The organism is Acetobacter sp. P1H12_c, assembly GCF_018811975.1.
In the GTDB taxonomy this organism is placed as follows: Bacteria; Pseudomonadota; Alphaproteobacteria; order Acetobacterales; family Acetobacteraceae; genus Acetobacter; species Acetobacter persici.
Window position 1 is genome coordinate 530,582 of record NZ_JACRVR010000001.1, and the last position, 12,354, is coordinate 542,935.

Genomic DNA, 12,354 nt, shown 5'->3' on the forward strand with positions numbered 1-12,354 from the left:
ACCCTCCAGGTCCAAATCGGGATCGATTGCTTTATCCTGGGGCTCTCTACCCTGACCATCGACCTCGCTCATGTCGGGCTGTCCGCCATCAGCGGGGGCGTGGCAACGTTCCATCGGCCGGGTCGCTATGCCGGATATTAAAATCTGACGAAAAATAAATGATTTTCTGGATTTCAGTCGAAAACCATCGATTTTTTTATGTATTTTTTCAACTCGTCAAGGAGCAAGCGCACGCTCTTCTTGATGTGGCTCCTAGATGGAAGAACGGCATAGAGGGATATCGCTTCGCCCTGATATTCCGGCAGAATGCGTACAAGGCTGCCATTCTGTAGATTTTCATGTGCATCGCATAAGAGTTTATATGCAATGCCTTTGCCCGATAAAGCCCAGTCGTGGATGATTTCCGCGTTTGTACTGCTGAGCGAAGGCGTGACGGTGAGAACGTGAGAATGCTCTTTGTTTTCCAGAACCCACTGATTGATCACTTCCATGGTTTTGTAACGTCTCAGGCAAAGGCAGGTATGCTGACGTAATTCGTTCGGTGTGCGTGGCTCGCCGTTTTTTATGATATATTCAGGGGATGCGCAGAGCACCCGGACAGTTGAGGCGATTTTCGTAACGATCGTGCCGGTCGCTTCCGGCAAGCCGACACGAATGATGATGTCGAGATAATCGGCAAAATCGTAAGATCCTTCGGAAGCAACAGCAAGATTAAGCTGAAGGCCATGGTATTTCTCATGAAAGTCCGCAATGAACGGCGCCAGCTTGTTTCGCCCGAATTCGAGGGGGGCCCCGATGCTGAGCGCCCCTTGGAGGAGTTGATCCGATTGGATCACTTCGGCCTCAAGCCGATCGGTTTCTTCAACGATTTTTTTTCCACCATCATAATATAATTGCCCGGCGTCACTGAGATGAAAGTGCCGTGTATTGCGTATGACGAGAGCGATATCCAGCCGTGCCTCCAGTCGCCTCAGCCTTCGGGAAACGGCCGCCGGAGAGGCACCCAGTCGCTTGCCTGTAGCCGTTACACCGCCGGCATTAACCAGATGCATGAAAAAAGCGACATCCGTCAGATCGTCCAAAGCCATGTTTCTGTTCCTGAAGCGGGTCGTAGTCGCATTGTCCTTATAGGATGATGACACAAAAAATACTTGTGTCACACGCAATAGTTATTTGCGCCCAAAGCCGGTGGCCAAGCGACTCGTTCTGAATATGATCCAGCTTGAGAAAAATTGATGGGACATCGAAGATGAGCGTCGCGCCACAGGTCAAGCCTGAGCAGGAAAAAGCACTGGTACAAGAGATCGTGGGAACCTGGACGCTGGTTTCGTATCAAGTGGAGTTGCAGGCAACCGGCGAATTTATCGATGCCATGGGAGACCATCCGCGAGGACGAGTCATTTTCACTAAAGATGGTTGGGTTGCTTTCAATCTTGAAGGGACCGGACGTGAGGCTGCCACGACAGACGAAGAGCGCGCTCATCTGATGAGCACCCTTGTCGCCTATATCGGGCGTTACAGGATCGAAGGCAATCAGTGGGTAACCAGTGTACAGACGGCGTGGGCCCCGGAATGGGTCGGAACCGAGCAGCGTCGTACGGTCACGATCACGGGTAACGACGCACAGGTTGTGACACCGTGGCGCAAGATGCCAAACTGGGCGAAAGATCAGATGTCACGCAGCATCATCAGGTTCGCTCGCGCGCAGTGATGTTGTCACTCGCAACACGGTCCCTCTTCACCGATGCGAAATTGCGCGTGGTCAATGGGATGGATCTTAAATTCCTCTGGCTCGACATCGAACGGTTTCTGCTTGAGAATGAATTGAAAATAGATAGGGCGATCAAAAAATTCGTGCTGGCAACAAGCCTGGACGACGGACGAATTGTTGCCAGCGCCGGGCTTGATGAAAATGTTATTAAATGTGTATGCGTCGATAAGAAATATCGGGGTACGGAGTTAAGTCTCAAAGTCGGTACCGAGATCGTCAAGCAGGGACTCGAGGCACGGTACGACGATCTGTTTCTTTATACAAAACAAGAAAACTCTAAAAAGTTTCGTGGGTGGGGCTTTTCACCCCTGGTGGAGATTCCAGGGGCTGTCACATTCATGGAGTATAATAGAAACAGACTGTCCGATTATCTGGAAAATCTTTCCAGAAAAAAGAAAGAAGGTGGTCGGGTCGGTAGTGTCGTCATGAATGCCAACCCGTTTACGAACGGGCATCGTTATCTGGTCGAAAGGGCATGCAGGGAGTGTGATTGGGTGCATGTCTTTCTGGTCAAGGAAGATGTGTCTTATTTCTCATACCAGGATCGCCTCAATCTTGTACGAGAAGGGCTTTGCGATATTGCGAACGTCATCATCCATGAGGGCTCCGACTATATCGTCTCTCACGTTACATTTCCCCAGTATTTTCTTAAAGATGATGATCAGGTAAACCAGCAGGCTTCTGCCGTCGATGCACTGATGTTTCGCCAGTATATTGGTCCGGCGCTCGGTATCACTGTCAGATATGTTGGTACCGAGCCGCTGGATAAAACGACTCGAATGTATAATAGAGTTTTGAAAAAATATCTTTCAGAATCGTTATGCGTGCAGAAATCAATACAGCTTGAAGAAATTGTAAGAATAAAATGTGATGGCAAAGTTGTTTCAGCGTCCCGCGTTAGAGAGCTGATTAAAGAACATCAATATGAATCTGTCCGGCCTCTGGTGCCATGTTCAACGTTTGCTTTTATCAAGCAGAATTTCATGAGTTCGGACAAAAAGAAGGATGCATCATCATGAAGATCAAGCAACGAGGAATAGCCGGTACGTTGGAGTCGAGTGACATCCTAGTCGTGGTTTCTCCTGATGACGGAAATGAGGTTCAACTCATGCTTCAGAGCAAAGTTGAAAAACAGTACGGTGCGGCCATCCGACAGCTTGTGACAGAGACGCTGGAAAAGCTCGGCGTAACTGGAGTTGCTGTCGATGTGAAGGATCAGGGAGCTCTGGATTGTGTCATTCGGGCTCGTGTCCAGGCTGCTGTCTTTCGGGCCGCAGGAGAAAATAAAGTGAATTTCGAGGTTGTGTCATGAGATTGCGCCGGAGCATGATGTTCATTCCGGGTGACAGCGCTGGAATGCTCTCCAATTCCTATATTTATCGACCTGATTCCGTCATGTTCGATCTGGAAGATGCCGTCAGCCTGGCCGAGAAGGATACGGCGCGCCTTCTGGTTTTCAATACGCTGAAAGCCAACCTCTACGGTGGCATCGAAACTGTCGTACGCATCAATGGTGTCGAAACTCCGTTCTGGGAAGATGATCTTGACATGGCTGTCCGCGGCGGTGTCGAGGTCATCCGTCTGCCCAAGACGGAAAGCGTTGCCGACGTAAAAGAAATTGAAAATCGTATTGAAAATATAGAAAAATCTTGTGGTCGTCCCATAGGTGATACGAAAATCATGGCAGCTATCGAATCTGCATGTGGTGTCGTCAATGCGGTTTCTATTGCATCATGTACGCCCCGAATGATCGCCATTGCCCTTGCGGGATTTGACTACCTGGTGGATATGCAGACATCGCGGAGTTCCGGAAGTGAACCCGAATTGTTCTATGCACGTGCGGCCGTGTTGCATGCTGCGCGCGCTGCAAAAATCGATGCATTCGATGTTGCTTATGGAAACGTCAATGATGAAGAGGGATTCCTGAGAGAGGTCGCCATTGCCAAAAATCTTGGTTTTAATGGAAAGTCCCTCATTCATCCGCGCCAGATTGAGCTTCTCCATAAGGCCTATGCCCCAACGACGGGCGAGGTCGATCACGCCCGGAAGGTCATTCAGGCTGCGAAAGACGCCGAAGAAAAAAATCTGGGCGTCGTTTCCCTTGATGGAAAAATGATTGATCCGCCGGTTATTCACGAGGCTCAGCGCGTCATTCTTCTATCCGATCACTCGTGAGGGAGGGTTCAATGTCATACAATCAACAGTGCACCGCAGAATACGCTTCCAGAAATAACCTTCCAGAATTTGAAGGTGTATTTGCGAAATCGCCGCAACTCGCGAGCCCGTCCACGAAGCGCCACAGAAAGCTTTTTCCGTCTCTTGAAGAGGCAATTCGTACGTCGGGTTTGCGGGATGGCAGTACGGTGTCCTTTCATCACGCCTTCCGGGAGGGCGATAAGGTTTTGATGCATGTCATCAAGACGTTATCCGATCTCGGTTTTAAAAATCTGACGATTGCACCAAGTTCTTTGCTGAACTGCCATGATGGCCTGGTTGAGTATATCCGCTCCGGCGTGATCGCTAAAATCTTTACATCGGGCTTGCGAGGTGAACTGGGCGAGGCTGTTTCCAAAGGTTTGATGGATGTGCCGGTGCAGGTTCATTCTCATGGCGGCCGTGTTCATCTGATTCAAACGGGCGAAATTTCCATTGATGTTGCATTCCTCGGGGTGGCGTCATCCGATGAGTTTGGCAACGCGAATGGCAGTCATGGCGAACTGAGTTGTGGTTCGCTCGGCTATGCCAAGGTGGATGCTGCGCACGCGCGGTATGTTATCGCGATGGCTCAGGAACTGGTGGATTTTCCGAACTATCCCGCCAGCCTTTCCCAGGATCAGGTAGATGCGGTCGTCACGGTGGACGAGGTGGGCGATCCGTCTCTGATCAGCGTTGGGGCTGCACGGTTGACGAAGAACCCCCGCGACTTGCTTCTGGCCCGTATCGCCGCCTCTGTAATCGAGCATTCAGGATCGTTCAAAACCGGCTTTTCCATGCAGACAGGATCAGGAGGAGCCGCTACCGCAACGACCATCTTTCTCGGGGAAAAGATGGTCGAAAAAAATATCAAAGCGAGTTTTGCCTTGGGTGGCGTGACGGGCCCCATCGTGGATCTGCTGAACAAAGGCATGATCGGCGCGATTGCAGACGTGCAGTCGTTTGATGTGACCGCAGCACAGTCATTGAGAGAGAATGCTGCACATTGCGAGATTTCGGCGAATGAATATGCGAATTCATCATCCAAGGGCGCTTATGTCGATCGTGTCGACGTCGTGTTGCTGAGTGCGTTGGAGGTTGATATCGATTTCAATGTCAATGTGCTGACAGGCTCTGATGGAGTGCTGCGTGGTGCGTCAGGTGGTCATTGCGATGTTGCCGCTGCAGCCAATTTGACGGTTATCGTGACGCCGTTGCTCAGGTCGCGGATGCCGTGTGTAGTCGAGCATGTCAATACGGTCGTGACTCCGGGCAGCACCGTGGATGTCGTTGTAACTGACCACGGAATAGCGGTGAATCCCAATAATCAAGCTCTCGAAAAACGTCTCCGCGACGCGAAGCTTCCGGTCTTGAGTATCGAGGAACTGAAAGATCTCGCCATCAGCCGCGCCGGCAAGCCGGAACCGATCGCCTACACGGACAAGATCGTTGCGGTCGTACGGTATCGTGATGGCAGTGTCATGGATGTGGTGCGCCAGGTGGCCCGATAATGACGAGAGATCGGCCTGATGCGTTGGCGGATGGCTCTGTCCCATTTTCTGCCCTGCTGGCGGCAAGGGAAGCGCGCGCGTACAGGCAGTATCTCCTGCTGGAGGACTGTGAGTGTCCTCTGATTTCGCTGACGATCGTGTCTCCGGGTCCGGTCAAATCGTCTCTATTGATCGATAAAGTGTTTCATGTCGGAGTGACGACACTCCATGCGGCGTGTGACGGTGCTGGTCTGAGGATCGATACGCAGCGTTTCTCACATTCGGCAGCAGGACCGGAGGCGCTCTGTGTCGTCAGAGGGATCGAATCCGAGGCGCTGAAGCAGATCGCCGTGAACCTCGAAGATACGCATCCGCTCGGGCGGCTGTGGGATCTGGATGTGATCGAGCCAGGCATGAATGTTCTGTCGCGGGAGCAGTTTGGCCTGCCAGCGCGGCGATGCTTAGCCTGCCAGGAAAACGCACATTTCTGTGCACGCAACCGTCAGCACCCCTTGCCGGTTCTGGAGACCAGTATGAAGCGGATTCTATCCCTCTATGAAGAGGGCGTATCGGTATGACCGCCGTCATGACAATCGGCGAGAGAGTCTCGGAGATAGCGCGAAAAGCTTTGGTCAGAGAGATTGATCTGACCCCCAAGCCCGGTCTCGTCGATCGCCATGATAGCGGTGCCCACCGTGATATGGATTACCCACTTTTCCTGTGTAGTATCGAAGCAATTTCGCCCTTTTTAGAGCGTTTCTATCAGCAGGGATGTGAAACGGCCTTTCAACCGGCTGATCGGACACTGTCGGCTCTGCGCGCGACTGGTCTCGCGTGCGAACGGCGTATGTTTCAGAAAACAGGCGGGATTAATACACATAAGGGGAGTATTTTCTCTCTCGGCCTCCTGTGTGGGGCTGTCGGGAGAGTCGTGGCTGGTGGGCAAGAACTGAGCATTGAACGAATCTGCACAGAAGTCGCGTATATCTCTAAGGATATCGTCTTGAATGATTTCGGATGCCAGGGCAACACATCCAGTGCGACGGCGGGCGAGAAGATTTATCGACGATACGGATTGGCCGGGGCTAGAGGAGAGGCGGAATCTGGTTTTGTCACTGTTCGGACATATGCGCTGCCTGCTTATCTCTCGGCTCTTTCCGAACATGGCCCATCCGGTCGCGCAGACCTTGTCGCATTGCTGACTCTGATATCCAAAAATGGAGATACAAATATTATCTCCAGAGCGGGTCTGGCTGGGCTTGATTTCTCCAGAAAATGTGCAGAAAAGGTGTTGAATATTCCATCTTCTATTGATGATGAGGTTTTTTTTGAAAATGTTTTTAATATAAATAAGATATTTATTGATAAAAATATTAGCCCGGGTGGAAGCGCCGATCTTTTGTCGGTGTTGTTTTTCTTGACGGATGTTGAGGCAGCTTTTTCAAAAATGTGAGGTCGTATGTTAGAGACTATTTGTGGGGCTGTCTTCCCTGTGGTCCTCTCCATGGCGTTGGGATACTTGGGTGCCGCCTGTGGTATGTTCAATCGCGATCAAGCAACCGCTCTCAACCGAATGGTACTGAAATTCGCACTGCCGATGGATCTGTTTGTCGGTATTTCCAAAATTGACCGTCAGCAAATTCTCAATTCTGGTAGCTTTGCGGCAATTATTATTGGCTGGATGATTGTCAGCTTTCTGCTGACGTACTGGCTTTCGCGCTTTGTCTTCAAGCGCTCCGTCTCCTTGAGCACGCTTCAGGCACTTGCCGTTGGAAACCCTTCAGTTCCATTCGTTGGTTCGGCTGTATTGGGTTTTCTATTTGGTGAAAAAAGCGCGCTCGCCGTGTCTTTGGCAAGCCTGACCATTAATGTTGTCTTGATACCAATTGTTTTTTTTCTTCTGGCCAGCGATAATAGGGAGACGCTCGGAGGTGAGGGAGGATGGACCTCGCATCTCAAGCAGGCCTTCAAGCAGCCAGTCGTCCTTGCGCCGCTTCTGGCATTTTTCTGGGTTCTGTCCGGCGTGCCCGTCCCAAAGCTTTTGGACACTTCCTTGATCATGCTCGGTAAAACGACTGGGGGAACCGCAATGTTTTCCGCCGGTATTTTATTGTGCCTGATGAAACCTGTGTTGAACAGAATGGTCATCACGTCGGTTGTGATCAGAAACGTTGTCGTGCCACTCGGTGCTTGGGGCCTTGCACTCGTGGCGCATCTGTCGCCGTTTTATCTGCGGGAAGTCGTTCTGACATTTGCGATGCCGTCGGCCTCTGTCATCGTGATTCTATCGAGTCAAATTAAAAAGGGGGAGCGTGAGGCCGCATCTACGGTGTTTTTCTCCACCATCGCCGCTGTTTTTAGTATGGGCGCTCTGATCGCGCTGACATCCTGAAGATCTTCTGTAGCGTCCAGAGGTATTCGGACAGTTTTTGGGTTGAATAAGCTATAACCCGGTTGTTGTTATGCTGCCATTCTGACGGCACCGCTGTTGGCCCTCTGGTCCGGGGTTAACCCCCCGGACCAGAGGGCGGCGGCACGTCATGATACGCCTTATCGGGCTTACGTCCAGCCAATGCTGAATGAAGCCGCTGTCCGTTGTAATGCACAATCCATCCGGCAAGCGCGGTCCGTAGCTCCGATCCGGTCTCGAACGCGTGCAGGTAGATGCATTCGTATTTCAGCGGTAATCCCCCCATAAAAAGAGTGGCTTTTGAATGAGAATTTTCTCAGCGTGAGGATGAGGAGATTCTGATGAAGAGTGATCGCTTTACTGATGCCCAGATTATGGGCGTGATCCGCCAGGCTGAGGGCGGCGTCTCTGTTCCTGACCTGTGCCGGGAGCACGGGATCAGCAACGCCACGTTTTACCGATGGCGCGCGAAATATGGCGGCATGGATGCGTCAATGATCAGTCAGATGAAGGCTCTGTAAGAGGAGAACCGTCGGCTGAAGCGGATGTATGCGGATCTGAGCATGCAGACGGATATCCTGAAGGAGGCTTTGGGAAAAAAATGAAGCGGCCAGCCCAGCGCCGGGAACTGGCCGCACAGGCTGTGGCGCATCACGGGGTCAGCATTGCGCTGGCCTGTCGGATTTTTGGGATATCCGAGACCTGCTTTCGCTATCGTCCACGACTGGCAGCGGAGAACGACAGGATTGCCGATCTTCTGGTGGGACTGACCCAGGCTCACAGGAGATGGGGATTTGGTCTGTGTTTCCTGTATCTGCGCAATGTGCAGGGACTGCTCTGGAATCATAAGCGGGTTTATCGGATCTATCGGGAACTGGAACTCAACCTGCGGATTAAACCCCGCAAGCGTCTGGTTCGCGAAAAGCCTGAAAAGCTGTCGGTTCCGGCCCTTCCCAACACGGTCTGGTCCATGGACTTCATGGCGGACAGACTTTTGGATGGACGCGCTTTTCGGCTTCTGAACATTCTGGATGACTTCAATCGTGAAGGACTGGCGATTGAGGTTGATTTTTCCCTGCCGGCCTGCCGGGTTGTTCGCTGTCTGGAACAGGTTATGGAGTGGCGCGGCAGGCCCGAGGCTATCCGAATGGACAATGGCCCTGAATATGTCAGTCATACGGTGGTTTCATGGGCCGAAAAACAGGGGATTACCCTGATCTATACGCAACCGGGCAATCCGCAGCAGAACGCCTATATTGAACGCTACAACAGAACTGTCCGGCAGGAATGGCTGGAGCAGCATCTATTTGAAAGCATTCAGGACGTGCAGGAAGTCGCAACACAATGGCTCTGGACATATAACCATGACAGACCCAATATGGGGAACGGCGGGTTCACACCCGCCCAGAAACTAAAAGCAACTGTCTAAATTCTCAGTCAGAACCCCATTAAAAAAGGGGGGATTACCTACCTTCCTATTTTTAAAGGAAGGTACATGCACGAATAAAATTACTTACCCTCAGACAGGCTTACGTGAATTCGCAGCGGCGACGAATTTGCCCCACTTCACGAGCGTTTCGGTGCAGTCTGTCTGATCGAGCTTACATTCGATCAATGTTGGACCACGTGTATTTTTCTTGGCCTTTTCAATGGCATCAGCCAGTTCTGCACCTGTCGTAGCGTGCAGGCCAAGTCCGTATTTCCCACTTTCAACACCCGGGACACCTTGATTGAAGACCTGCATTAGGGCCGCATAGTCCCAGTTTTGAATGTAGTTATACGGGCCATCATGAATGGCAATTTCAATGACGTAACCGTGGTTGTTCACGAGAAAGATGATGACAGGCAATTCATAGCGGACCATCTGCGCAACTTCCTGCGCGGTCAATTGAAACGAGCCGTCACCGACCATCAGAACATGCCGTCGCTCAGGCGCAGCCAAGGCGTTACCAAACATGGACGGCACAGACCAACCGATATGCCCCCACTGCATTTCCGTCTCAACCTTAGCCCCCTCAGGCAGATGCATGCGTGTTGCATTGAACCAGGAATCACCGGTCTCGGCGTATAGTGTCGTGTTGCCATCAACCAACGCATTGATCTGACGGGTCATCTCATCATTGGTGAGCGGCTTCGCGCCGTCAGCGACCGGCAGCGTAACCGGGGTATACGGTTTCACCAACGAGGCAGGCTTACTGGACACCTGCTCCGTCAGAGCAGCCACGAATTCCTTCAAACGGAAACCTTCAAAAGTCTTCCCGTTCACCGTAACCCGGCTCGGGTTCACTTCAAGCACACGCTCTCCACGCACGGAATCTCGCCAGCCGACAGTCGAATAATCATTCCAGACCGGAGCCAAGGTAATAACCGCGTCGGCGCTCTTAACGACATCTTCAACGCCAGGGCTGCTGACTTCCCCCCAGTAAACCCCACGGAAACCTGGGTGAGCTTCAGAAAAGAAACCCTTGGCCGCAGCCATAACGGTCACAGCACAACCAAGCTTGTCTGCGAGAGCTACTGTCTCCGTAAGAGCCTCGCAGGAACGCAGCTTACTGCCGACAAGAATGACAACATTCTTAGCCTTCTCAAGGAACGTGACACTTTCTTCAAGCGCCGCCTTGAGGCTGTCTTCGTCTGCCTTCAGGTGAGACAGAAGCGACGAAACCGGACCTGGGCGCACACATGGCTGGCTCGCAACGTTACAAGAAATTTCTAAATAAGCGGGCTTTTTTTCGCGCAGTGCGGTCCGAATGACATGATCGATTTTTGCGGGTGCAGTGTCTGCCGAGGTGATGCTCTCAGCCGCACACGTAACGTGCTTCACCATCTCCATTTGATAATTATAGTCTGTCGTGCCGATCGTGTGGTGCAGGACATGGCCCGACCCATGATCATTAGAGTTCGGCGCACCAGAAATCAGAATGACGGGTAGATTTTCAGCATAAGCCCCACCCAGGCCATTCATTGCTGAAATTGCACCGACACTAAACGTCACCACAGCAGCAGCAGCACCATTTTCGCGCGCATAACCTTCCGCCGCGAAGCTGCAATTCAACTCATTGCAGTCATAGATCTGCTTCATACCGCCATGCTCAATCAGTTGATCAAGCAGAATCAGATTGTAGTCACCAGCAACAGCAAAATGGTGCTTTAGACCGATTTGTGTCAGCCGCTCAGCAAGATAATGTCCAACAGTGAAAGTCATAACACAGGATCTCCAACAAAAATTCTTTCCCCAAGATGGATGCCCCTCTTTTAAACGTCCAATATATATTTTGACTGATTGTCATATGTAGATAATATGGATCCATGGATCTTCGCCATCTACGCTATTTCGTGGCCATCGCAGAGCATGGCAGCTTCACAAAAGCTGCGGAGGTGCTCCATATCGAGCAGCCCCCTCTCAGCCAGCAGATTAAATCCCTAGAAACAGAGCTCGGAGTGCAACTCTTTATCCGGTCTAAACGCGGGGCCACCTTAACGGATTTTGGGGAGCAGCTTTTTGAAAAAGCCCAGACAATTCTGCGCCTTGAACATCAATTCCACCTTCTGGCCAAAGGATTATCTCTTGGCGAACAAGGGCGTCTTAGAATAGGGATGGCTGGTGCCGTCGCGCTTTTGCCTCTGATACCAAAAGCCATACGGACATTTCGTGAGCAATGGCCGGATGTTGTGATTACACTCGAAGAAAGTAACACTCCTGCTCTCTGTGAAGCATTACGAGAGCGTCGGGTAGATCTCGCCATTGTGCGTCCACCCGCACCAGACCCGGATATCGCGCTTCATCCTCTCTTCGATGAACCTACACTGATCGCCATTCCAAAAGGCCATCCACTTTCCAAGCGCCATACGCTCAAATTAATCGATGTCGCCAAAGAACCATTTCTTATTTTTGATCGCTCACTCGGTCCCGGTTTCTACGATGCTATTATCTCAGCCTGCCAACAAGGCGGCTTTACTCCGCGTTTCGGACAAGCAGCCCCTCAGATCGCCGCAACAATTCCAATGGTTGCGGCGGGACTGGGTGTAGCAGTCGTTCCGGCCTACCTGCGACAAATTCATGCCGATGGCGCAACATTCCATCCCATCTCCGGCCCCTCACCTCGAGCCAGCATCTCGCTTGCCACCCTTGAAACGGAATTGACTGGACCAAGCGCCAATTTCCATCAAATTCTTCTTGCTATAGGAAACAATAATTAGAATATGATATTGAGTTTATTATCAAAAATTCCCCGTGAATTTTAGGGCGTGTCGTCAGTTAAACCCTGAGTGTGGCAGGTGAGGGTTGTACTTTGTGTCTGCGTGTGCTGACTGTTTTCCCGTTTTTTGGGGGAGACAGACAGATGCGACGCTATAGTTTACGCGATGACCAGTGGGAGCGGATACAGGATCTTCTTCCCGGTCGAGAAGGCTATGTCGGCGGCACTGCGGTGGACAACCGTTTGTTCGTGGAGGCGGTGCTGTATCGCTATCGCGCGGGTATTCCATGG

At 51.5% G+C, this 12,354-nt stretch carries 12 protein-coding genes and 2 pseudogenes; 11 read left to right on the forward strand and 3 right to left on the reverse strand.

The window, feature by feature from the left end:
* Positions 1 to 173: 173 nt before the first annotated feature.
* The gene (locus KP699_RS02525; RefSeq protein WP_025829317.1) at positions 174 to 1,088 is read right to left on the reverse strand and encodes a LysR family transcriptional regulator; all 915 of its coding nucleotides are present in this window, start codon (positions 1,086 to 1,088) and stop codon (positions 174 to 176) included.
* A 161-nt stretch (positions 1,089 to 1,249) separates the two neighbouring features.
* Here KP699_RS02525 and KP699_RS02530 point away from each other — a divergent pair, with 161 nt between their 5' ends.
* The 8 genes from KP699_RS02530 to KP699_RS02565 are packed head-to-tail and all read left to right on the forward strand — an operon-like array spanning position 1,250 to position 7,846.
* Positions 1,250 to 1,711 (forward strand): lipocalin-like domain-containing protein, encoded by a 462-nt coding sequence (locus KP699_RS02530; RefSeq protein ID WP_025829316.1) that lies wholly within the window; start codon positions 1,250 to 1,252, stop codon positions 1,709 to 1,711.
* The gene (citC, locus tag KP699_RS02535) at positions 1,639 to 2,790 is read left to right on the forward strand and encodes a [citrate (pro-3S)-lyase] ligase (RefSeq protein WP_128081268.1); all 1,152 of its coding nucleotides are present in this window, start codon (positions 1,639 to 1,641) and stop codon (positions 2,788 to 2,790) included. Before KP699_RS02530 ends, citC begins: the two co-directional genes overlap by 73 nt.
* Positions 2,787 to 3,083 carry a citrate lyase acyl carrier protein gene (citD, locus tag KP699_RS02540; protein WP_035374961.1) on the forward strand — a complete coding sequence of 99 codons (297 nt, stop codon included), beginning with the start codon at positions 2,787 to 2,789 and terminating at the stop codon, positions 3,081 to 3,083. The genes citC and citD overlap by 4 nt, the downstream gene beginning before the upstream one ends.
* A gap of 14 nt (positions 3,084 to 3,097) precedes the next feature.
* Positions 3,098 to 3,946: an aldolase/citrate lyase family protein gene (locus KP699_RS02545; protein ID WP_231888585.1), complete on the forward strand. Its 849-nt coding sequence runs from the start codon at positions 3,098 to 3,100 to the stop codon at positions 3,944 to 3,946.
* A gap of 11 nt (positions 3,947 to 3,957) precedes the next feature.
* Positions 3,958 to 5,475 carry a citrate lyase subunit alpha gene (gene citF / locus KP699_RS02550; RefSeq protein ID WP_025829312.1) on the forward strand — a complete coding sequence of 506 codons (1,518 nt, stop codon included), beginning with the start codon at positions 3,958 to 3,960 and terminating at the stop codon, positions 5,473 to 5,475.
* Positions 5,475 to 6,032, forward strand: coding sequence for a citrate lyase holo-[acyl-carrier protein] synthase (citX, locus tag KP699_RS02555; RefSeq protein WP_025829311.1), 558 nt, complete (start codon positions 5,475 to 5,477; stop codon positions 6,030 to 6,032). Before citF ends, citX begins: the two co-directional genes overlap by 1 nt.
* The gene (citG, locus tag KP699_RS02560; protein ID WP_025829309.1) at positions 6,029 to 6,907 is read left to right on the forward strand and encodes a triphosphoribosyl-dephospho-CoA synthase CitG; all 879 of its coding nucleotides are present in this window, start codon (positions 6,029 to 6,031) and stop codon (positions 6,905 to 6,907) included. The genes citX and citG overlap by 4 nt, the downstream gene beginning before the upstream one ends.
* Before the next feature lie 6 nt (positions 6,908 to 6,913).
* Positions 6,914 to 7,846 (forward strand): AEC family transporter, encoded by a 933-nt coding sequence (locus KP699_RS02565; protein ID WP_025829307.1) that lies wholly within the window; start codon positions 6,914 to 6,916, stop codon positions 7,844 to 7,846.
* 68 nt (positions 7,847 to 7,914) lie between these two features.
* Here the strand turns inward: KP699_RS02565 and KP699_RS02570 are convergent.
* A pseudogene (locus tag KP699_RS02570) lies at positions 7,915 to 8,135 on the reverse strand (integrase core domain-containing protein); the annotation flags it as partial.
* Positions 8,136 to 8,205: 70 nt separating this feature from the next.
* On the opposite strand from KP699_RS02570, the pseudogene KP699_RS02575 reads away from it, so the two are divergent.
* Positions 8,206 to 9,293, forward strand: a pseudogene (locus KP699_RS02575) (IS3 family transposase).
* 90 nt (positions 9,294 to 9,383) lie between these two features.
* On the opposite strand, the gene KP699_RS02580 reads toward KP699_RS02575, so the two are convergent.
* On the reverse strand, positions 9,384 to 11,069 hold the full coding sequence (locus KP699_RS02580; RefSeq protein ID WP_025828656.1) for an alpha-keto acid decarboxylase family protein: 1,686 nt from the start codon (positions 11,067 to 11,069) through the stop codon (positions 9,384 to 9,386).
* Positions 11,070 to 11,173: 104 nt separating this feature from the next.
* Between KP699_RS02580 and KP699_RS02585 the strand changes: the two genes are divergently transcribed.
* Positions 11,174 to 12,064: a LysR family transcriptional regulator gene (locus tag KP699_RS02585; protein WP_025828658.1), complete on the forward strand. Its 891-nt coding sequence runs from the start codon at positions 11,174 to 11,176 to the stop codon at positions 12,062 to 12,064.
* Positions 12,065 to 12,207: 143 nt separating this feature from the next.
* The coding region (locus KP699_RS02590; protein ID WP_215761524.1) for a transposase at positions 12,208 to 12,354 on the forward strand (147 nt) is incomplete at its 3' end.

Excerpts from the sequence above, each read along its gene's own strand:
- KP699_RS02525 (WP_025829317.1), bottom strand. The coding sequence starts at position 1,088 with ATGGCTTTGGACGATCTGACGGATGTCGCTTTTTTCATGCATCTGGTT.
- KP699_RS02530 (WP_025829316.1), top strand. The coding sequence starts at position 1,250 with ATGAGCGTCGCGCCACAGGTCAAGCCTGAGCAGGAAAAAGCACTGGTA.
- citD (WP_035374961.1), top strand. The coding sequence starts at position 2,787 with ATGAAGATCAAGCAACGAGGAATAGCCGGTACGTTGGAGTCGAGTGAC.
- KP699_RS02545 (WP_231888585.1), top strand. The coding sequence starts at position 3,098 with ATGATGTTCATTCCGGGTGACAGCGCTGGAATGCTCTCCAATTCCTAT.
- citF (WP_025829312.1), top strand. The coding sequence starts at position 3,958 with ATGTCATACAATCAACAGTGCACCGCAGAATACGCTTCCAGAAATAAC.
- citX (WP_025829311.1), top strand. The coding sequence starts at position 5,475 with ATGACGAGAGATCGGCCTGATGCGTTGGCGGATGGCTCTGTCCCATTT.
- citG (WP_025829309.1), top strand. The coding sequence starts at position 6,029 with ATGACCGCCGTCATGACAATCGGCGAGAGAGTCTCGGAGATAGCGCGA.
- KP699_RS02565 (WP_025829307.1), top strand. The coding sequence starts at position 6,914 with ATGTTAGAGACTATTTGTGGGGCTGTCTTCCCTGTGGTCCTCTCCATG.
- KP699_RS02580 (WP_025828656.1), bottom strand. The coding sequence starts at position 11,069 with ATGACTTTCACTGTTGGACATTATCTTGCTGAGCGGCTGACACAAATC.
- KP699_RS02585 (WP_025828658.1), top strand. The coding sequence starts at position 11,174 with ATGGATCTTCGCCATCTACGCTATTTCGTGGCCATCGCAGAGCATGGC.